The organism is Nesterenkonia sp., from assembly GCF_029265375.1.
In the GTDB taxonomy this organism is placed as follows: domain Bacteria; phylum Actinomycetota; class Actinomycetes; order Actinomycetales; family Micrococcaceae; genus Nesterenkonia.
Map to the genome: position 1 here is coordinate 91444 of NZ_JAJUJJ010000007.1, position 18817 is coordinate 110260.

Sequence of the window (18817 nt, forward strand, 5' to 3'; positions counted from 1 at the left end):
ATGATCGACGGTACCCTGTACGGTTGGGTGCCAGCCCTGAGGAACCTGCAGATCTGCCTGAGGCACTTTGCCGGCCTGCCCACCACCACGCTGCTCATCCAGCACGAGATTCCCGGGCTGGGCAGGCTCCGGACGCGCTGGACGCCCTGGTGCTGTCCGGGGCGAAGGTCGGCGATGAGGTGCAGACGGGTTCTGACACTCCGCGGCTGTGCGGCATCGTCGAATACCTGCACGACGACGTGGTGGCCATCCGCACTTCAGAGCCGACCTCAGGCATCTTCGGCATCGCGAGCTCGGGGTACGGCACCTCGGCCGGGATCATCATCCAGGGCTCGCTCTACGGCGAAGAAGGGCCCTCTGTGCGCGACCGGGAAGAGCCCCTCTGGCGGGAGCGGGTGAAGCGCCTGCACCCGTGAGCCGCAGTTACGCGAGCTGCAGTCAGATGAACTCAGCTCATCGCCGCTCCGGCTATGCGGTGGCTGGCCGGTGAGCCGAGCGGTTTGGTGAGTCGGACTGTTCCCGGGTGGCGACCATCGGGCAGCCGGTGGTAGCCCTGTCGCTGGTAGAGCCGAAGATTGTGCTCACTGCCGCTGCCGGTGGTCAGCACGCTGCGCGCCGTTCCCGCCTCTGCGCACGCCTCCGCATGGCTCAGCAGACTGGCCCCGATGCCCCGGGCCCGCATATCCGGGACTACGGCCAGGCGCCCGATGTGCCAGTCCTCCCCATCTTTGAGCGTGCGCACCATCCCCAGCAGACGGCCGTCCCGCCACAGACCCCATGCGGTCCACGCCTGCAGCCATTCGCGCACCTGGTGAGGCGACTCGTCAAGCGCAGCCAGATCCAGGGTCTGGTTCGCGCGGGCCTCCTCCACCCAGCAGCAGCGCTGCAGGACAGTGACCTCCGCGGCATCCCCTGCTGTCAGCCGACGGAGATAGCTTCCCGGAACCGGCCCGGCGATGGCCCCGGGTGCGCTGCGTTCGCGCATCGGACGCAACGCATGGGCGGCGCGGACCAACTCCTCCAGCACGGACGCGGCGGCTGCGCCGTGGGAGGCTGAGGGGGTCACGGCGTCCCCGGTTGCGACCTCACCCAGCCGCAGCGCCACGGTCGCCCCGATCGGCACCATCCGCAGGGTGGTCACCACCTGCTTGGCGTGCTGGACGGCACGGGTCCCCGCTGAGGTGTTGCCGCAGCTGACGAAGCCCACCGGCTTCCACGCCCACTCCCGGCCCAAGAAGTCCAGGGCATTCTTCAATGTGGCGGGCATGCCGTAGTTGTACTCGGGCGTCACGATCACGAACCCGGAGGCTGATCTGACCAGGTCGCTCCACCGCCGAGTGTGTTCCTGCCGGTAGATCCCCTTGGCCGGCGGCTCAGGCTCATCGAGAAACGGCAGGCCCAGCTCGGCCAAGGAGACCGGGACCAGGTCGGCACCCAGGTCAGCTGCCTGGGGAGTCACAGTGTCGGTGAACCATTCGGCCACAGCAGGGCCGAGAGCTCCGGGGCGAGTGCTGGAGGTGATGACAAGGAGCTTCGTTCACATGTAAATGAAACTAGACGATAGATTGTTGCCATGTCAATGAATCACGATGGAGAGCCGCAGTGGCTCAGCGCCGAGGAGGAGCGGGCATGGCGTGCCCTGCGGCGCATGATGATCCACATCCAGGCCGCCACGGCCTCGGACTTAGCCTCGATCGGCCTCTCGGACGCCGACTATGAGGTGCTGAGCACGCTGTCCGAGCGTCCGGAGTCCACCAGCACGGTGCGTGAGCAGGCGGAGAAGATGGGGTGGTCCCGCAGCCGTCTCTCCCGGCATACCAGCCGAATGGAGGCCCGGGGCCTGGTGCGACGAGAGTCGGACCCCGATGACGGGCGCAGCTGCTTCTTGGTCCTCACGGATCAGGGGCGGGCCGCACTGGAAGAAGCAGCCCCCTGGCACCTTGAGTCGGTCCGCCGGCATGTGATCGACCGTCTCTCCGGCCAGGATCTCCGCGCTTTGGAACGCATTGCCGAGAAGATCTGCCCGTAGCGCGCCCTGGGCTCCGGAGAGGCAGCCACGTGCTTACTCCCATTCGTGGTAGTAACACTGAGGCAAGTAAGCCGAGCTGCGGCCGCGCATCTAGTAGTAGTAAGGGAAGTCGGACCAGTTGGGTTCCCGCTTCTGCAGGAAGGCGTCGCGGCCCTCCACCGCCTCATCGGTCATGTAGCCCATGCGCGTGGCCTCTCCCGCGAAGACCTGCTGGCCGGCCAGGCCGTCATCGGCGGCGTTGAACGCGAACTTCAGCATCCGGATCGCCTGGGGGGACTGCCGCGCAATGTCTGAGGCGTACTCCAGGGCCACCTCCTCCAGGCGCTCATGATCAACGGCCTCGTTCACCGCGCCGGCAGCGACCATGTCCTCCGCCGAATGCTCGCGCGCCAGGAAGAAGATCTCCCGGGCCTTCTTCTGGCCGATCTGCCGGGCCAGCAGCGCTGAGCCGTAGCCGGCGTCGAAGGAGCCCACCGTGGCATCGGTCTGCTTGAACTTCCCGTGCTGCTTGGAGGCGATGGTCAGATCCGCCACCACGTGCAGCGAATGTCCGCCGCCGGCGGCCCAGCCGTTGACCACGGCGATGACGACCTTCGGCATGGTGCGGATCAGCCGCTGGACCTCCAGGATGTGCAGCCGCCCGGCCTTGGCCGGATCCACTGTCTCAGCGGTGTCGCCGGAGGCGTACCGGTAGCCGTCCCGGCCGCGGATGCGCTGGTCACCCCCGGAGCAGAAGGAATGGCCCCCGTCCTTCGGCGAGGGTCCGTTGCCGGTGAGCAGCACCGCGCCGACGTCGGGGGTCATCCGCGCGTGGTCCAGCGCTCGGTAGAGCTCATCGACGGTATGGGGCCGGAAGGCGTTGCGCACCTCCGGCCGGTCGAACGCGATCCGCACCGCCGGCAGGTCGCCGATCACGGCGCCGTCGTCGTCGCGCTGCACCCGGCGGTGATAGGTGATATCGGTGAAGTCGAAACCCTCCACCTCGCGCCACTGGTGGGGGTCGAAGACGTCGGAGACCTGGGCGGGCAGGCCCGGTCCGGGCTGGGAGCTCTGTGTTCCGGTCACGCCGAGAGAGTCTACCCGGGCCGGGCCGCCGCGCTGCCGGCTCAGTGCAGCTCCACTCCGGTGCGCTCCTGGACGTAGTCGCGGCTGACACCCGGCGCGGTCTCCACCAGCTGAAGCCGCGGCTCGGCGTCGCTGCCGACCACATCGATGACGGCCAGGTCGGTGATGATCCGGTTGACCACGGCTTTGCCGGTCAGCGGCAGGGTGCACTGGGGCAGGATCTTGTGCGAGCCGTCCTTGGCCACGTGATCCATCAGTGCGATGACCTTCTCGGCGCCGTGGACCAGGTCCATCGCTCCGCCCATGCCTTTGACCATCTTGCCCGGAACCATCCAGTTGGCCAGGTCGCCGCCGGCGGAGACCTGCATGGCCCCCAGCACCGCCACATCGATCTTTCCGCCGCGGATCATCCCGAAGCTGGTGGCCGAGTCGAAGAAGGAGGCGCCGGGTAGCACGGTGACGGTCTCCTTGCCGGCGTTGATCAGATCAGGGTCGATCTGCTCCTCGGTGGGGTAGGGGCCCACTCCGAGGATCCCGTTCTCCGACTGGAGCACCACAGTACGGCCGGCAGGGATGTGGTTCGGGATCAGCGTGGGCATCCCGATGCCGAGGTTCACGTAGGCGCCGTCTGGCAGCTCATCGGCAGCTCGGGCGGCCATCTGGTCGCGGGTCCAGCCCGTCTCGGTGGTGGTGGACATCCCTCTCCTCACTTCCGGTCGCCGTCAGCAGTGCGGACGGTGCGCTTCTCGATGGGCTTGTCGATCTCGGTGCCGACCTCCAGCACCCGGTGGACGTAGATCCCGGGGAGGTGGACCTGGTCCGGGTCGATCTCCCCAGGCTCCACCAGTTCCTCCACCTGGGCGATGCAGACCCGGCCTGCCATAGCCGCCGGCGGGCTGAACTGGCGGGCGGACTTGTTGAACACCAGGTTCCCGTGCCGGTCTCCTCGCAGGGCGTGCACCAGGGAGAAGTCGGTGACGATGGACTCCTCGAGCACGAACTCCAGCAGCCGGCCGTCATGGACCCGGAAGGGCCGGACCTCCTTGGGCGGGGAGGCCTCCGCCACCGCCCCGGAGCTGTCATAGCGCACTGGGATGCCGCCCTCGGCCACCTGGGTGCCCACACCGCTGCGCGTGTAGAAAGCGGCGATACCGGCGCCGCCGGCGCGCAGCTTCTCCGCCAGGGTGCCCTGGGGGAGCAGCTCGAGCTCCAGCTCGCCTTCCAGATACTGGCGGGCGAATTCTTTGTTCTCCCCCACATAGGAGGAGGTCATCTTTCGGATGCGGCGGGCAGCCAGCAGCACGCCCAGGCCCCAGTCGTCGACCCCGCAGTTGTTGGAGACCACGCTGAGGTCCGTGGCCCCCTGCTCCAGCAAGGCCTCGATCAGTTGGATCGGATTGCCGGAGAGCCCGAAGCCGCCGACTGCAAGCGTTGCGCCGTCGGGAATGTCGGCCACCGCATCGGCGGCGGTGGCTACTGTTTTGTCGATACTCATGCGTCCTCCTGATGCACTGATGTTGTGGTCCTGACTCAGCGTGCGCTCCAGCCGCCGTCGACGGTGTAGGAGCCTCCGGTGACCATCCCTGCGGCGTCGGAGGCCAGCCACAGCGCCAGGGAAGCGACCTCCTCCGGCTCCACCAGGCGCTTCACCGCCGCCTCGGTGAGCATGATCTGCTCCACCACCTCGTCCTCCCCGATGCCGTGGATCCGGGCCTGGTCGGCGATCTGCTTCTCCACCAGCGGGGTGCGCACATAGGCGGGGTTGATGCAGGTGGAGGTCACCCCGTGCTCGGCCCCCTCCAGGGCGGTGACTTTGGAGAGTCCCTCCAGAGCATGTTTGGCCGCCACATAGGCGGACTTGTACGCGCTGGCCCGCAGCCCGTGGACCGAGGAGATATTGAGGATCCGGCCGAACCCGCGCTCATACATGCCCGGCAGCGCGGCCCGGATCAGCAGGAAGGGGGACTCCACCATCAGCCGGTGGATCAGCCGCCAGGCCTCGGGGTCGAATTCGTGGATCGGGGCCACCCGCTGCACTCCGGCGTTGTTGACCAGGATGTCAGTGTCCAGCCTCAGGTCCTCCAGCGCGGCGGTGTCCGCGAGGTCCACAGCCCATGCGGTGCCGCCGATCTCGGCGGCCAGTGCCTGGGCAGCTTCCGCGTTCAGGTCGCAGACGGTCACCTCGGCTCCAGCCTGCGCGAAGGCCCGGGCGCAGGCGGCTCCGATGCCGGAGGCGCCTCCGGTGACCAGGGCGCGGCGGCCCTGCAGCGCGCCGGCGGGAACGGGTGAGTTGCGGGCGGTCTGAGTGTCCATGGGTCTCCTTGGTGCGGCGGTGCGGTCAGAACAGGTGGTCTGCGGCGGATCAGAACGGTCCGACCACCGAGACCAGGCCGATCAGGGCTGTGACGACCAGCACAGGGATCACGAGAGTCACCATACCGATGTCCTTATAGGACTGGCGATGGGTCAGCCCGCAGACGATCAGCAGAGTGACCACGGCTCCGGAGTGCGGCAGGGTGTCCAGACCGCCGGCGGCCATTGCGGTCAGCCGGTGCATCATCTCCAGGCTGGTGCCGTCTGCCTCGGCCATGCTGCGCAGGTCCGCGCCCAGGGCGTTGAGCGCGATCGTCATACCTCCGGAGGAGGAGCCGGTCAGACCGGCGGTGATGGAGGTGGTGACCACTGAGGTGACCAGCGCGTTGGCGCCCATGTTGAACACCGAGTCGCGCACCACGGCGAAGGCCGCCACTGAGGCGACCACTGCGCCGTAGCCGACCTCTGAGGCGGTGCTGAAGATCGGCAGCATCGAGCGCTTCACACCGTCGCCGAACCCGACCTTCAGGGTCTCCCAGCGGCCGACGTTGAGGGCCACGATCAGTGCGATCGCCGCAGTGATGGCCACCAGCACCGCCCACAGCCCGGCGCGGGATTCGTAGGCGATGCCGCCGAAGGTCTCCTCTTCGAGGTAGGACCAGTCCAGGGCTGGGAAGACGAGCAGGGTGCAGGCAAAGTTCACCGCGAAGACAGTCAGCAGTGGGAGGAAGGGAACAACCCGGTTCAGCGGCGTCAGGGCCGTGGTGACAGTGGAGCCGTCGTCGGCCGGGCCGCCGACCACCTTCTCGCTCTCTGCACTGGCGAAGCTCTCACCCTTGCTGAGCAGGCTGGAACGACGACGTTCCAGCCACAGCAGGCCCAGTCCGAAGATCAGCGCCCCGCCGAGCACGCCCACCCCGGGGCCGGCGTAGGACCCGGTGTCGAAGAACTGGCCAGGAATGATGTTCTGCACCTGTGGGGAGCCCGGCAGCGCGGTCATGGTGAAGGTGAAGATGCCCAGCGCGATGGTTCCGGGAATCAGCCGACGGGGAATGTCCGCGACCCGGAACAGCTCGCGCGCCAGCGGGTACATGACAAAGGCGACGACGAACAGGCTGATGCCGCCGTAGGTCATCAGCGCCGAGGTGATCACCGTGGCGGCGATGGCGCTGCGGCTGCCGATCCAGCCGGTGACGGTGCGGGCAATGGACTCCGCATAGCCGGTGACGGTCATCAGGATTCCGAAGATCGCGCCGACCAGGAACACCGGGAACCAGCTGCCGACGAAGTCAGCCATCGCCGGCATGAACACCTCGGTATAGGAGGCCAGGATCGGTGCTCCGGAGAACACCACACAGACTACGGCGGAGACCGGGGCGGCCAGGATGACCGGGACGCCGCGGTAGGCAAGTGTGATCAGCAGCAGCAGTGAGACCACTATGCCGATGATGCCCAGAACCATATGAGCTCCTCGAAAATAGGCGCGGGGAAGGGTTTTCGTCGCCTGCCAGCATGCGCCTGCAGATGTGACACGCGCTACATGCATTCCGCCAAGGGTCGCCGCGCCATTTCGTAGCCAGCTACGAAGGGGTGCTGGGGGAGGGGCCGCGCCGAGCGGCCAGAGCCCAGGAGATCTCCACCAGTGCATCCATATCGCCCAGGTCGGCCCCGACGATCTCGCTGAAGCGCTGAAGCCGGTAGCGCAGCGTATTGACATGCACTGGGATGCTGCGGGCAGCCAGCGGGATGCTCAGCCGATGCTGCAGATAGGCCTCCACCGCCTGCAGCACATGCTCACCGAAGGCGCCGGCCTCCTCCACCGGAGCCAGGTAGCGCTGCCTCAGCGTCTCGGTGACCTCTGGACAGGCGTGCACCCCAGCCCGCCAGGAGAGCCGATGGAGATCCACCAGGCCGGAGGCTCCCACTGCCCGGGAGGCACGCAGTGCGGTGGACGCCGACTCGAAGGACTGCGGGAGCTGCTCCAGCAGGCAAGCCCTGCCCACCCCCACCGTCAGCGGATCGGGCTGTACGCCGGCGGCGGGCTCACCGATCAGGATCCCCACCAGGGAGCTGTCACGCACCGCGGTGAGCACCCGCACCCCGGCCCGCTCGGCCCAGTCGTGCAGCATGCGCTGCCGCTCCAGGTCCGCCCCCGGCTGAGCCTGAGCCACCAGGGCGCGCACCGGCGCAGCGGTGGGCACATCGTAGAGCGCGGCCCCGCGGGCCAGCTCCGCCGGATCCATCCATGTGGCCACCGCATCGCTGATCCACGCCGCCCGCCGGGTGGAGTCGGCCAGCGCCCGGGAGACCTCTTTGTCCTGATAGACCTGCACTGCGCGGGTGGAGAACGCATCCCCCAGCGACCACAGCAGGGTGGAGCAGGCCAGCACCTGTTCGGCAGCAAGCCCGTGGTGCGGCGCGTGCTCCAGCAGCCGGTGCAGGATCACGGACATGCACACCCGGAAACCGGCCAGCACGCTGCCGACTGGGACCCCCTGGGCGTAGCGCTCCGAAGCCAGCGCATCGGCTTCTGCCACATCTTCGTGCGAGGGCTCTTCGCCTGCGCGGATGGTGCGGATGCTCAGCGCAATATTGCGCTCCACGGAGGCCTGAAGAGCTTCGGTGGGGACAGTGTCGTAGCCGGGCACGGTCGCGCGCAGCTCGGCAATGGTCTGCTGAGAGATGGAGGCGTCATTCTCCAGCTGCTCCAGCAGCCCCTCCCAAGGGTCAGAACCCATCTCCCGCTCAGCTCTGCGACGTCTCAGGGCCGTCGTCGTCGGCTCCATCGCCGCCGCGGCGCTCCAGCTCCTCCAGCCGCGCCTCCAGCATGTCCAGGCGCCAGCGGTCCTCTGCAGCCAGGTTCTCCTCCGCCTTGGTGGGGACCCGGCCCTCGATCTGGCCCGCCTCTGCGGCGCGCTCCAGCTCCTTGATGCGACGCTCAAGGTGCTTGATCTCATCACTGCGGGACCCGCCGGGGAGCGGCCGGCCGGTGGCCATACTCACGATTTGGGTGATCCCGAAGACGATGATCCCCACAATGGCGATCCAGGCGATCCAGGGCATAGGCCCACACTAGCAATCCGGGCCCTGGCGGTCAGCACCCCAGCCTGCGTACTCTGAGGCCTGTGCAGGAGATCGACACCGCAACCATGGATGGGCTGCGCCGCTACTACCGGCACTTCGCCGAGGTGGAGGCCGCGCCGGTCTCAGCCCGCTACGCCGAATGGGCCGCCGCTGCGGCCGAGGACGCCGAGGCGCTGGAGCTGATCATGCAGCTGCCGCAGGCCAAGCGGCAGGCGAACCTGGTCTTCGCCGCGGCCCGGATCCACGATGTTCCCCTGACCGATTGGGCCCAGGCCCGTCAGGCGGTGATAGACCGCTGGAGTCAGATCAGCCGAACTGCCCTGGCCCGGCGCACCCAGACCAATGAGGCCGGCCGGATCGCGGTGCTGAACCTGGCCCTGAGCCGGATTGCGGAGGAGACCGGCAGACCCCTGGCGCTCATTGAGGTGGGAGCCGCCGCAGGCCTGTGCCTGTACCCGGATGCCTGGCCGGTGCGCTACCAGCACGACGACGGCGAGCTGCTGCTCAGCCCTGCAGGTCAGCTGCGCTCGGGCGCTGAGCTGAGCTGCCAGGTCAGCGGGGTCGCGCCTCCGCGCAGACTGCCGGAGGTGGCGTGGCGGGCCGGCATCGACCTGAACCCGTTGGACCTGCAGGACCCGGCAGACCGCAGCTGGTTGGAGGCCCTGGTGTGGCCGGGGATGGAGTACCGGTTGGAGAGGATCAACGCCGGTGCTCAGCTGGTTCAGGCCGACCCGCCCAGGCTGTATGCCGGGGACCTCAATGAGAAGCTGCCCCAGGCCTTGGAGGAGGTGCCGGCCGGCGCAGTGCCGGTGGTGCTCCACTCAGCGGTGCTGGTCTATCTGCAGCCCGCCGAGCGTGCGCAGTTTCTCCAGACGGTCCGCCGCGCCGGGGTGCGCTGGGTCAGCAATGAGGGTCTGCGGATCCTCGATGAGATCGCCGCCAAGCTGCCCGGTGAGGACCCGGAGCGCTCGGGCTTCATTCTGTCCCTGGACGGTGAGCCGATCGCCCGCACCGGCCCTCACGGGCAGTATCTGCACGGCTTTGGCTGATCGCTCAGCTGTCGTCTTCGGGGCCGTCGGGCCCGCGCCCGGGCTGTGGGGCCTTGCCCAGGGCCCAGCGCAGCGTGCCCACGATCAGGGTCGCCAGCGCCAGGCAGCTGACCACCAGCCCCAGCAGGCTCTGAGAGGCGTACTGCGCGTAGAGGGCCGGGGTGATGAAGTGGAAGACGAAGAACACCGCAAAGAACATGCCCAGATAGGCGCCGATGGGGGCGCTCTGCTGCCACCCCTTGGACCGGAACCCGTAGGCGCGGATGAATTACTGCATGGAGATGAGCACCGCTCCCAGCGACAGGACCGCACCGGCACCAGTCACCAGTCCAGCTGGCTGGCCATCCTGCCGAAGAACAGAAACAGCGCCGCGACGGAGACGGTGAGGCACACGGTGGCCCACGCGTCATGCGGCCGCCCCAAGGGCGGTTTGGGGGCAGGCTCGGCGACCGAATCGGAGAGCGACTGGCGCTGCGGCTCGCGTTCGTTCCGGCGGGGCGTCATGCTGACCTCCGATCAGGCTTCTGCGCCAGCACGATCAGCTCTGGGGACTGGGACTCCACCGGGGACTGGTCCCAATCACCCCAGACGTCGAGCACCTCGAAGCCGGCCTGCTCCAGGGAGTCGCGCAGCACCGGCAGCGGCCGGTAGCGCAGCGGCTCATCGGCGGTGACATGCCGCCCGTCGGGGAAGATATTGTGCCCGCGGGCGGTGATCAGCGGCCCGTCGGCGTCGTCGTGCTCCATGCCCACCACCTCCAGCCAGGAGGTGAACTCGCCGCCGTCGGGATGGGGCTGGGTGGCCCGCGTGGACTGCTCGTCCCAGGCATCGGCGTCCATGCCGTCGGGATTGCGGGACTCGAAGGCTAGGTGGCCGCCCGGGGTCAGCGCAGCGAAGGTCTGAGTAAGCGCCTGGTCCCACTCAGCGCGGGTCAGGAAGTACTGCGCCACATGCCCCATCATGACGGCCGCGTCGAAGCGGGCCGGGGGCACATCAGCTGCGGTGCCGCGGATCAGCGTCACGCGGTCGCCGAGCCCCGCCTGCTCCACCCTGCGGCGGGCCGTCTCGATCATGGCTGCGGCGGGATCCACTCCGGTGACCTCCACACCGCGGCGAGCCAGCTCGGCAGCGAAGACCCCGGTCCCGCAGCCGACGTCGAGCACGCGCCGTGCCCCCAGTTCCAGCACCAGATCCCGGTAGAAGTCCACATCCCACAGCCCTTGGTTCTCCACGTCGTAGAGCTTCACGAACTCCGGGTCCTCGGTCCACCGGCCAGCCAGCTTCTCCATGGTGGAAGAGTCTAGGCGGCACCGCTGAACAGCCCCGGTTCTCAGCTGCCTGCAGTGCCGCGGGTCTCCCCGCTGCCAGGCTGCTGTGGTGTGATGGAGGCATGACATCTGCTGCCGCGCTGACCGAGGATCGGGCCGCCGAACTGCTCATCAACTGGGAGGTTGCCCAGGCGGCGGCAGCGCGCCTGACACCCCCGGGCCCGCGGCTCACCCCGGCCGAGGCCGCCGAGGAGGTCGCGGCAGTGCGGCAGGCAGCCCAGGACGCCGTGGGACACGTGCACCGCATCACCGGACTGGACGCGGCCGAAGGACTCGGTGGTGAGCTCTCCGATGTGCTGGTGGTGGACCGGCCGGGCTGGTCGGCGGCCAATCTGGCCAGCTTCCGGGGGCTGCTCGCCCCTGCACTGAAGACTGCCGTGGAGCACAAGCCGCAGCTGGCGCGCGAGGGCTCCACCGCCCAGGTGTTCGGCTCCGCGGGGGCCGGTGCCGAACTCGGCGGACTCCTGGCCTTCCTCTCTGCCCACGTGCTGGGGCAGTTCGACCCATTCCACACCTCCGCCGAGGCGCCCTCAGGCCGCCTGATGCTGGTGGCACCCAATATGGTCAGCGTGGCCGGGCAGCTCAACGTAGTGCGCGAGGACTTCCGGCTCTGGGTATGCCTGCACGAGCAGACCCACCGAGTCCAGTTCGCCGCCGCCGACTGGCTGGCCGACCACCTGCGGGAACGGATCACCGCCCTGACCACCTCCACCATGGGTCAGGCCGACACCCTGCCGCAGCGACTGGTGGAGGCCGTCAAGAGCCTGCGGGAGGAGATCCGGGCCGATCAGCGCACCGACGACGACGGCACCCCGGCCCGACGACGCAGCCTGCTGGAAGCCATCCAGAGCCCGGAGGACCGGGCGATCCTCTCGCATCTCACCGCAGTGATGAGCCTGCTGGAGGGCCACGCCAATGTGGTGATGGACGCAGTGGACTCCAGCATTGTGCCGAGCGTGAAGACCATCCGGCGCCGCTTCGAAGACCGCGGCAAGCACCGCAGCCCCTTGGAGCGTGCCCTGCGCCGGCTGCTGCAGCTGGACCTGAAGGCCGCGCAGTACCGCGACGGGCAGAAGTTCGTGGGGCACATTGTGGAGCAGATCGGCATGGAGCGGTTCAACACCGTCTGGGAGTCCCCTGAGCACCTGCCCACCGAAGCCGAGCTGCACGATCCTGACGCGTGGATCCGCCGCATGGGGTGGGGGTCGTGACGCGCATGGAGCTGCGATGAGCCGTGGGCGCGCCCCCGCCGCGCTGCACACCGCCCGGCGTGCGGTCGGGCAGATGCTGGACCCGGACGGCCTGAACCTGGTGACCTGCTCCGGCGGGGCGGATTCGCTGGCGCTCGCCGTCGCCGCCTCCTGGCATCATCACAGAACCAGCGGCACCCACGCCGGCACGCAGGTCGGAGCCGTCGTCGTGGACCACCACCTGCACCCGGACTCGGTGGAGATCTCCGGCCGGGCAGTAAGCCAGCTCAAGGAGCTCGGTCTGGACCCGGTGCGGATTCTCAGCGCCGACGTCGACCCCGATTCGCCTCTGGGGCCGGAGGCCGCTGCCCGCACCGGCCGCTACCAGGCCTTCCGCACTGCCATGGCCGACCTGGGTGCCACCCGGGTGCTGCTGGCGCATACTCGGGATGATCAGGCCGAACAGGTGCTGCTGGGGCTGGCCCGCGGCTCGGGCACCCGCTCACTGGCCGGGATCCCCGCCGCCCGCGGCCCCTACCGGCGGCCGCTGCTGCAGCTGACCCGGCAGGACACTGAGGCGATCTGCCGGCACGCCGGGCTCACCTGGTGGGAGGACCCGGCCAACGCGGACCCCCGGTACCTGCGCTCCCGGGTGCGCACCCAGATTCTGCCGTACCTGGAAGAGCACCTCTCGCCGGGGATCCGCCACGCGCTGGCACGCACCGCAGAGATCGCCGCCGACGACGCCGCCTATCTGGAGACCCAGGCCAAGGAGCTGTTCCCCCATCTGCTGGAGGACCCCGACCCGGCCGGAGCGCTGCGGCTGAAGCTGCGGCCGCTGCGCGCAGAACCCCCGGCCATCCGGTTGCGGATCATCGCCCTGGCGGTGGCCGCGGCAGGCGGGGCGAACCCCAGCCACGAGCGGCTGATGGCGGCCGAGAAGCTGCTCACCGGCAGCCGGTCGGCCGGCCCGGTGCAGATGGAGGGCGGCGTCAGGCTCTACCGCGGTGCGCGCGGAACCAGCGAATATGGAAAACTGGTGGTCGTTCCACCTTCGGCAGACCACTGATCAAGGAGTACGGCCGCTCGCATGGAAGTACAGGACGTCAGAGACGATCTGGAAGAGATTCTCTACACCCGGGAGCAGATCCAGCAGAAGATCGCTGAACTGGCCGCCGAGATCGACCGGGACTACGCGGACAAGGACGTGCTGATCGTCGGAGTGCTCAAGGGCGCGGTGATGGTCATGGCGGACCTGGCGCGCGCACTGAAGTCCCACGTGACTATGGACTGGATGGCGGTGAGCTCCTACGGCTCGGGCACCAAGTCCTCCGGGGTGGTGCGGATCCTGAAGGACCTCGACGCCGACCTGATGAACCGGCACGTGCTGATCGTCGAAGACATCATCGACTCCGGGCTGACCCTGAGCTGGCTGAAGGCCAATCTGGAGTCCCGCGGGCCGGCATCGCTGGAGATCTGCACTCTGCTGCGCAAGCCGGAGGCCGCCAAGGTGGACATCGACGTGAAGTACGTCGGCATGGACATCCCCAATAAGTTCGTGGTCGGCTACGGCCTGGACTTCTCCGAGAAGTACCGCAACCTCGACTGCATCGGCATCCTCGCTCCGCACGTGTACTCATAATCTGGCCGCCACAGGCTTTTGACTTTCGGACTTTCTAGGAGTGCTCTTCGTCCTTGCTGCCAGGCCAACCCGTAGAGGTGGGGACGCACAACGTCCTCAGGCCTGATAGCGGTTCTCGGCTCAGTAGCATGGTGTAAATCCTTCAAGCCGGACTCTAACGTTCCAAGCTAATTCTCAGGTAGCGTTCCCCCAAACTTGAGGGTTCGACCGTTGGGGGCGCGATGATCCGAGTAGATAAGCCCAAAGACCGGGAGTGCCGCTACCGAATCGGCATTGACGTTGGACAGCGAGGCATAGGTCTCGCTGCCATTGAGCTTGACGACGACGGGTTTCCGATCCAAATCCTTTCTGCGGTCACGCATCGCATCGATGGCGGAATCTTGCCAGGCACAGAGAAGAGCCCGGTGAGTCGCAAAGCATCCGCCGGTTTGGCCCGCCGCATTCGCCGAATGCGCAAGTACCGCAATCGTCGTCTACAGGAGCTTGACGCCAAGCTGAGGGAGCTGGGTTACCCCGTTTCTGACGAGCCGGCCACCTACGAGCCATGGCAGGTGCGGAGCCGTCTGGCCGAGGAGAAGATCGCCGACCTCGAGGAGCTCAAAGCTCACGTGTCTATTGCTTTGCGGCACATCGCACGACACAGGGGTTGGCGCAATCCTTGGCTGACCTGGGACGCTTTCTCAGCTCTACCTGTGCCTAGCACCCAACACAAGAAAAACGTCGACGCAGCTCGGGAGCGATTTGGACGCGCACTGCCAGACGACTTCACTGTGGGTCAGTTGGGAGCACTGGGCAGTCATCCCACCATCGTCACCCGCCCTCGAACGTCGAAGCATAGCCGCACCCAGACCAAAGGAGACCTGCCAATCTTTGAGCACAAGGTGCTCCAAGAAGACCAACTCGCTGAGGTTAAGAGGTACTGGGCCATCCAAGAGCTCCCGGAATCGCATCGGGATCAGCTCATCCAAGTAGTGTTTCACCAGGAAAAGCCGTGGGTCCCGCAGGAAAACGTCGGTAAGGATGAACTGCCAGGCATGACGCAGTTCTACCGCGCGCCGCGAGCCTCGCTGGAATTCCAGGAGTTCCGGATCCGCACTGCTGTAGCTAACTTGAGAATCCGAGAAGGAAGTAGAACCAGACAACTCGAGGCCAAAGAGCATGACACTGCCACGGAGCTCCTCCTCACCTGGCACAAGGAGCACCTTCCCACCGATACTCCGGTCTGGGCAGACGTGGCGAAAGCTCTCGGGGTTTCCCCGCGGGCTCTGAAGACGAACGCCATGGACGATATTGTCGGAAATAACCCCCCGATCAACCGGACTCTCGACCTACTCGAATACGGCATCGAGCAGCTTCCAGCGAAAGCTAAGAAGCCGATCAAGAAGTGGTTCGAAGAAGCTGATGCGGATCTGATCCGAGCGTTCGTTTCTTGGCTCATTGATACCACTGACGGCCAGGAGGAGCTATTCGCGCAGACAGGCCTTGATGCGATCGTCACCGAGTGGGACGAAACAGCCCTGGAGAAGCTGGCAAGCATCGAGCTTGAAAACGGCCGAGCCGCCTACTCGACCGAGTCGTTGAGGCGGCTCAATGCGCGGATGGCAAAGCACCGGGAAGGTCTGCACGCGGCTCGCAAGGCTGAGTTCGGAGTGGACGATACGTGGCAGCCAACGCCGCCCTCGCTAGACGAACGCACCGAGCACCCCACGGTAGATCAGAATCTCACAGTCATCCGGCGTTTCCTCCTGCGCTGTGTACAGAACTGGGGCCTCCCCGAGCGCGTCAATCTGGAACATGTGCGTAGCGCATTCATGGGGGTTCAAGCTCTTTCTGACTATCGAAGTGAACAGCGGCGTATCCTTCGGGAGCGGGAGCAAGCCAAGGAAGCTCTTAGGGGTGTGCTTCCGCACGAACCGACTCGACGCGACGCTCGCCGCCAGGAGTACGTTCAGCGGCAAAACAGCCAGTGCGCCTACTGTGGCTGCACCATTGATGCGAGATCCTGCGAGCTGGACCATATCGTTCCGCGCGCCGGCGGTGGTGCCTCAACACGCGCGAACCTAGTGGCCGTCTGCAGAGGCTGCAATCAGGATAAAGGCAAAGTGCCGTTCCGAGTGTGGGCTTCTCAGACTTACCGTGAAGGGGTCAGTGTGGACGAGGCCGTGAATCGAGTAAAGGGTTGGCTGGGCCGTGGAGCCAATGCCACAGAACGGAAAGTCACCCGTGAGACTATTCTCCGTCTACGGCAGAAAGAGGAGGACGAGCCGCTGGACGAGCGGAGCATGGAGTCGACCGCCTACGCAGCACGCGCTTTGCGTGAGCGGATTCAACGCTTCCTGTCTGAGTCCGCTGAGCAGCTCGGCATCGAGAAGCCGGCCGTCGATGTCTACCGAGGGGCTGTAATTTCTGCCGCTCGCAAGGCCTCTGGAATCGATTCGATGATTCGTCTGCGGGGTAAGGACATCAAAGATCGTGGCGACTTCCGGCACCACGCTGTGGACGCCGCAGTTATAGCTCTCATGAACCACGCGGTCGGGCAAGTGCTGGCCATTCGGGACAACATGAGGAGTGCCGCGTTCTGGGTGGGCGACCAGGAGTGGGAGAAGGACTGGCAACGGCTCTATGGAGAACGTGAGTCGTTCCTAGATTGGAAACTGAGGGTTCAGCGATTGGGCGAGATCGTCCGGGACACGATCCTCGAGGATGAGATCGCCGTGATGAATCCCCTGCGGCTGGGCAGGAATGTGGGACCCGTGCACAAGGACACTGTGCGGAAGCTTGCTTACAAGTCCGTCACAGACCCTTGGGACGTAAAGACCGCTAAGCGGATCGTAGATCCGCAATTGTATTTGGAGGTCAAGGGCGCACTCGACGGTGCGAAGAAGGCCGTGGAGTTGCCCCCAGAGCTGGTGCGAGACCTACAGGATCGCGGTCTCACACACCTTCCTCTCTTCGGCTCTTCCGCCCCTTCTCTCCCAGTCCGTGGTGGATACGCGGAGCTCGGGAGCATCCATCATGCTCGCATATACGCGTGGAAGAACCCGAAAGGCGTCATTGAATTCGGCATGCTCCGAGTCTTCGCGGGGGAGATCGCCAAGATATGGCCTGACCACAAGACGGATATATTGAGAGCTCGTGTCCCCGAATGGTCGATGTCTAGGCGCAGTGTTGCTGACAAAGTTCAAACTGCGCTGGACGACAAGCGAGCCGTACAAGTTGGATGGATGAGCCCGGGCGATGAGCTTGTCCTCCACCATGAGCATCGCGGGGGTCTCTCGGATGGAGTCCTAGAGTTCCTCGAAGAGTACCCAGATCGACGATGGGTGCTTTCGGGATTCTTTGACGCCCGGCGCATAGTAATTAGGCCGCACTTTCTGTCGAACGAGAATCCTCCTGACGGACTCTCGCCAACTGCATCAAGCGTGCTTGAAAGGGGTGGCAGGGCCAGCATTGGCGCCTTCCTCCCCGGAATCTCGGTGATCCGACGGGAAGCCCTCGGTAATCCCCGTTGGCACTCGACGCGCCTTCCCCGCAGCTTCTCCCCTATGGAAGAGGCAATGAAGTTGTTGGGGTGAGCTGATGGCGGCATGGCAGGTACTCGATCTCCTCAACTTTGAGGGAAAGGTTCGGACTGAACGTGGGGCGTTCAGCATAGAAGGCCGTCGAGTTCCTTTGGACTCGCTCTCTACGGCCCTCATCGGACCTAAGTGCGCCATCTCCCCCGGTGTCCCGCACCATGCGGCTAAACACGACGTGGTGGTGCTTTTCTGTGACTGGCGCGGTCAGCCTCTTTCCGCGCTTATGCCCTGGTCAGACAATACTCGCACGGGCGCTCGGATGCAGGCCCAGGCTGCGCTCTCAGAGCCGCGGAGAAAAAACGCGTGGATGCGAGTCATCAAAGCCAAGATCGCGTCGCAGGGGAAGACCCTGGAGATGGCGGGCAACGTTGCTGAGGCAAAACGTCTATACGAGATGTCCAGGAAGGTGCGCTCCGGGGATCCGGAGAACCTCGAAGGCCAAGCAGCCCGCCTTTTCTGGAGTGGTCTCTATGGGCACCTGAACTTCACTCGTATACCCGGCGCGAATGACGCGCTGAATGCCGCACACAACTATGGCTACACGATCCTCCGCGGACGAGTCTTGACCTCAATACTGGGTGCGGGACTCACTGCTGGGATCGGGATTTTCCACAGGGGGCGGTCGAACCCCTTCGCGTTGGCGGACGATCTGATCGAGCCATTCCGCGCAGTTATCGATCGCGCAATCCTTGCGTTCGATCCGCGCGAGTTGCTGCTGGATCAGCAGACCAAGAAGGCACTCATCCACGCCGTACGTCCCCCCGACTCCTCGGAGGAGGGGTTCCGCGCGGACGCGGAGATTGACCGATTCACCTCTGCCTTTGCCCAGTATGTAGAGGGCGGAGCCGAGTATCTGGATGTTCCAAAGGTGTAGGAAATGGCGGATCCTGTGTGGTTACTCGTAATGTTTGACTTGCCTGTCCTGACAAAAGCTCAGCAGAGGGCGGCCAATCAGTTCCGGAATCTGCTGCTCGACCTAGGGTGTTCGCGCGTTCAGTTCAGCGTCTATGCAAGGTACTTCCCCAACGCGAGTCAGTCTCACCGGATTGTGAAAAACATTGAGGAGAACATTAGTCCGGGTGGAGCGGTGCGCATCATGCGCTTCAGTGATGCTGTTTGGTCCTCGATGAAGCGCTTCGAAGCAGAGGGAGAGCCTGTAAAAGCTGAGGACCCGGATGAGCAGCTTCTCTTGTTCTAGGCGCTACAGGAGCCAATAGTGGCGCTTGCCTTCCGCGTTTAGAACGAAGGGCAGATTTGGTGACCCTGCGAGCACGTGCAGAATGGGGGGTGCCTCTATGGTTTTCTGGAATGCCCCCGGTGTTAGGTCCAGGTCTTATGTGAGTTGCGGGGATTGATCTTCTCTTCTGTGGCGGCAGCTCGCGGCATAGACCGCCGGTGCCTGGTAGCCCAGCGCTGAGTGTCGCCTGTGGTGATTGTAGTCATGCTTCCAGTCGCTGATGATGACCTTTGCGTGGAGCAGGGAGTAGAAGCTGTTGATGTTCAGGCACTCGTCCCGGATCCTGCTGTTGAAGGACTCCA

21 protein-coding genes and 1 pseudogene are annotated in these 18817 nt (G+C 65.8%); 9 read left to right on the forward strand and 13 right to left on the reverse strand.

Annotated features, from left to right (window positions below; all coding sequences use genetic code 11):
• Positions 1–23 precede the first annotated feature (23 nt).
• Entirely contained in the window at positions 24–416 is a 393-nt protein-coding gene (locus Q1K09_RS04660) for a hypothetical protein (protein WP_300343680.1), read from the forward strand.
• Between the two features lie 32 nt (positions 417–448).
• Here Q1K09_RS04660 and Q1K09_RS04665 read toward each other — a convergent pair whose 3' ends face one another.
• Together Q1K09_RS04665 and Q1K09_RS04670 are read right to left on the reverse strand one after the other, a co-directional pair.
• On the reverse strand, positions 449–1126 hold the full coding sequence (locus Q1K09_RS04665) for a GNAT family N-acetyltransferase (RefSeq protein WP_366909004.1): 678 nt from the start codon (positions 1124–1126) through the stop codon (positions 449–451).
• Positions 1106–1525 (reverse strand): annotated as a pseudogene (locus tag Q1K09_RS04670) (NAD(P)H-dependent oxidoreductase); the annotation flags it as partial. The gene Q1K09_RS04665 and the pseudogene Q1K09_RS04670, both read right to left, overlap by 21 nt.
• A 48-nt stretch (positions 1526–1573) precedes the next feature.
• Between Q1K09_RS04670 and Q1K09_RS04675 the strand changes: the two are divergent.
• Entirely contained in the window at positions 1574–2029 is a 456-nt protein-coding gene (locus tag Q1K09_RS04675; RefSeq protein WP_300343681.1) for a MarR family winged helix-turn-helix transcriptional regulator, read from the forward strand.
• Between the two features lie 90 nt (positions 2030–2119).
• On the opposite strand, the gene Q1K09_RS04680 is transcribed toward Q1K09_RS04675, so the two are convergent.
• From Q1K09_RS04680 to Q1K09_RS04710, 7 genes are all read right to left on the reverse strand, one after another.
• A complete protein-coding gene (locus Q1K09_RS04680; protein WP_300343682.1) occupies positions 2120–3094 on the reverse strand; it encodes a 1,4-dihydroxy-2-naphthoyl-CoA synthase in 975 nt (324 codons plus the stop codon).
• 41 nt (positions 3095–3135) lie between these two features.
• On the reverse strand, positions 3136–3792 hold the full coding sequence (locus Q1K09_RS04685; RefSeq protein WP_300343683.1) for a CoA transferase subunit B: 657 nt from the start codon (positions 3790–3792) through the stop codon (positions 3136–3138).
• Positions 3793–3800: 8 nt separating this feature from the next.
• The gene (locus Q1K09_RS04690; protein WP_300343684.1) at positions 3801–4589 is read right to left on the reverse strand and encodes a CoA transferase subunit A; all 789 of its coding nucleotides are present in this window, start codon (positions 4587–4589) and stop codon (positions 3801–3803) included.
• Between the two features lie 35 nt (positions 4590–4624).
• Positions 4625–5407 (reverse strand): 3-hydroxybutyrate dehydrogenase, encoded by a 783-nt coding sequence (locus Q1K09_RS04695; RefSeq protein ID WP_300343686.1) that lies wholly within the window; start codon positions 5405–5407, stop codon positions 4625–4627.
• Positions 5408–5456: 49 nt separating this feature from the next.
• Positions 5457–6869 (reverse strand): GntP family permease, encoded by a 1413-nt coding sequence (locus tag Q1K09_RS04700; RefSeq protein ID WP_300343687.1) that lies wholly within the window; start codon positions 6867–6869, stop codon positions 5457–5459.
• Between the two features lie 118 nt (positions 6870–6987).
• A complete protein-coding gene (locus Q1K09_RS04705) occupies positions 6988–8145 on the reverse strand; it encodes a helix-turn-helix domain-containing protein (RefSeq protein ID WP_300343688.1) in 1158 nt (385 codons plus the stop codon).
• A 7-nt stretch (positions 8146–8152) separates the two neighbouring features.
• Complete coding sequence (locus Q1K09_RS04710) at positions 8153–8470, reverse strand: hypothetical protein (RefSeq protein ID WP_300343689.1); 318 nt, start codon at positions 8468–8470, stop codon at positions 8153–8155.
• Positions 8471–8532: 62 nt separating this feature from the next.
• Between Q1K09_RS04710 and Q1K09_RS04715 the strand changes: the two genes are divergently transcribed.
• The gene (locus Q1K09_RS04715; RefSeq protein ID WP_300343690.1) at positions 8533–9540 is read left to right on the forward strand and encodes a DUF2332 domain-containing protein; all 1008 of its coding nucleotides are present in this window, start codon (positions 8533–8535) and stop codon (positions 9538–9540) included.
• A 4-nt stretch (positions 9541–9544) separates the two neighbouring features.
• Here the strand turns inward: Q1K09_RS04715 and Q1K09_RS04720 are convergent, their stop codons facing one another.
• The 3 genes from Q1K09_RS04720 to Q1K09_RS04730 all read right to left on the reverse strand — a co-directional run bounded on the left by Q1K09_RS04720 (position 9545) and on the right by Q1K09_RS04730 (position 10829).
• Positions 9545–9739, reverse strand: a complete 195-nt coding sequence (locus tag Q1K09_RS04720; RefSeq protein WP_300343691.1) for a hypothetical protein — start codon at positions 9737–9739, stop codon at positions 9545–9547.
• 122 nt (positions 9740–9861) lie between these two features.
• Positions 9862–10044 (reverse strand): hypothetical protein, encoded by a 183-nt coding sequence (locus Q1K09_RS04725; protein ID WP_300343692.1) that lies wholly within the window; start codon positions 10042–10044, stop codon positions 9862–9864.
• A complete protein-coding gene (locus Q1K09_RS04730) occupies positions 10041–10829 on the reverse strand; it encodes a class I SAM-dependent methyltransferase (RefSeq protein ID WP_300343693.1) in 789 nt (262 codons plus the stop codon). The genes Q1K09_RS04725 and Q1K09_RS04730 overlap by 4 nt, the downstream gene beginning before the upstream one ends.
• Positions 10830–10930: 101 nt before the next feature.
• Between Q1K09_RS04730 and Q1K09_RS04735 the strand changes: the two genes are divergently transcribed.
• From Q1K09_RS04735 to cas2, 6 genes are all read left to right on the forward strand, one after another.
• Positions 10931–12079, forward strand: a complete 1149-nt coding sequence (locus tag Q1K09_RS04735) for a zinc-dependent metalloprotease (RefSeq protein ID WP_300343694.1) — start codon at positions 10931–10933, stop codon at positions 12077–12079.
• Between the two features lie 16 nt (positions 12080–12095).
• Positions 12096–13127 (forward strand): tRNA lysidine(34) synthetase TilS, encoded by a 1032-nt coding sequence (gene tilS, locus Q1K09_RS04740; protein ID WP_300343695.1) that lies wholly within the window; start codon positions 12096–12098, stop codon positions 13125–13127.
• A 21-nt stretch (positions 13128–13148) separates the two neighbouring features.
• The gene (gene hpt / locus Q1K09_RS04745; RefSeq protein ID WP_300343696.1) at positions 13149–13700 is read left to right on the forward strand and encodes a hypoxanthine phosphoribosyltransferase; all 552 of its coding nucleotides are present in this window, start codon (positions 13149–13151) and stop codon (positions 13698–13700) included.
• Positions 13701–14149: 449 nt separating this feature from the next.
• Positions 14150–17275: a type II CRISPR RNA-guided endonuclease Cas9 gene (gene cas9, locus Q1K09_RS04750; protein ID WP_300343697.1), complete on the forward strand. Its 3126-nt coding sequence runs from the start codon at positions 14150–14152 to the stop codon at positions 17273–17275.
• A 4-nt stretch (positions 17276–17279) separates the two neighbouring features.
• Complete coding sequence (gene cas1 / locus Q1K09_RS04755) at positions 17280–18152, forward strand: type II CRISPR-associated endonuclease Cas1 (RefSeq protein WP_300343698.1); 873 nt, start codon at positions 17280–17282, stop codon at positions 18150–18152.
• A 3-nt stretch (positions 18153–18155) separates the two neighbouring features.
• Entirely contained in the window at positions 18156–18476 is a 321-nt protein-coding gene (cas2, locus tag Q1K09_RS04760) for a CRISPR-associated endonuclease Cas2 (RefSeq protein ID WP_300343700.1), read from the forward strand.
• Between the two features lie 135 nt (positions 18477–18611).
• Here the strand turns inward: cas2 and Q1K09_RS04765 are convergent.
• A partial coding sequence (locus Q1K09_RS04765) for a transposase (protein ID WP_300343701.1) occupies positions 18612–18817 on the reverse strand: 206 nt, incomplete at its 5' end.

What these genes read in the sequence shown, in the direction of transcription:
- Q1K09_RS04665 (WP_366909004.1), bottom strand. Translation starts at nt 1,126, where the DNA reads ATGGTGCCGATCGGGGCGACCGTGGCGCTGCGGCTGGGTGAGGTCGCA.
- Q1K09_RS04675 (WP_300343681.1), top strand. Translation starts at nt 1,574, where the DNA reads ATGTCAATGAATCACGATGGAGAGCCGCAGTGGCTCAGCGCCGAGGAG.
- Q1K09_RS04685 (WP_300343683.1), bottom strand. Translation starts at nt 3,792, where the DNA reads ATGTCCACCACCACCGAGACGGGCTGGACCCGCGACCAGATGGCCGCC.
- Q1K09_RS04690 (WP_300343684.1), bottom strand. Translation starts at nt 4,589, where the DNA reads ATGAGTATCGACAAAACAGTAGCCACCGCCGCCGATGCGGTGGCCGAC.
- Q1K09_RS04695 (WP_300343686.1), bottom strand. Translation starts at nt 5,407, where the DNA reads ATGGACACTCAGACCGCCCGCAACTCACCCGTTCCCGCCGGCGCGCTG.
- Q1K09_RS04700 (WP_300343687.1), bottom strand. Translation starts at nt 6,869, where the DNA reads ATGGTTCTGGGCATCATCGGCATAGTGGTCTCACTGCTGCTGCTGATC.
- Q1K09_RS04705 (WP_300343688.1), bottom strand. Translation starts at nt 8,145, where the DNA reads ATGGGTTCTGACCCTTGGGAGGGGCTGCTGGAGCAGCTGGAGAATGAC.
- Q1K09_RS04710 (WP_300343689.1), bottom strand. Translation starts at nt 8,470, where the DNA reads ATGCCCTGGATCGCCTGGATCGCCATTGTGGGGATCATCGTCTTCGGG.
- Q1K09_RS04720 (WP_300343691.1), bottom strand. Translation starts at nt 9,739, where the DNA reads ATGTTCTTTGCGGTGTTCTTCGTCTTCCACTTCATCACCCCGGCCCTC.
- Q1K09_RS04725 (WP_300343692.1), bottom strand. Translation starts at nt 10,044, where the DNA reads ATGACGCCCCGCCGGAACGAACGCGAGCCGCAGCGCCAGTCGCTCTCC.
- Q1K09_RS04730 (WP_300343693.1), bottom strand. Translation starts at nt 10,829, where the DNA reads ATGGAGAAGCTGGCTGGCCGGTGGACCGAGGACCCGGAGTTCGTGAAG.
- Q1K09_RS04735 (WP_300343694.1), top strand. Translation starts at nt 10,931, where the DNA reads ATGACATCTGCTGCCGCGCTGACCGAGGATCGGGCCGCCGAACTGCTC.
- tilS (WP_300343695.1), top strand. Translation starts at nt 12,096, where the DNA reads ATGAGCCGTGGGCGCGCCCCCGCCGCGCTGCACACCGCCCGGCGTGCG.
- hpt (WP_300343696.1), top strand. Translation starts at nt 13,149, where the DNA reads ATGGAAGTACAGGACGTCAGAGACGATCTGGAAGAGATTCTCTACACC.
- cas9 (WP_300343697.1), top strand. Translation starts at nt 14,150, where the DNA reads ATGCGCAAGTACCGCAATCGTCGTCTACAGGAGCTTGACGCCAAGCTG.
- cas1 (WP_300343698.1), top strand. Translation starts at nt 17,280, where the DNA reads ATGGCGGCATGGCAGGTACTCGATCTCCTCAACTTTGAGGGAAAGGTT.
- cas2 (WP_300343700.1), top strand. Translation starts at nt 18,156, where the DNA reads ATGGCGGATCCTGTGTGGTTACTCGTAATGTTTGACTTGCCTGTCCTG.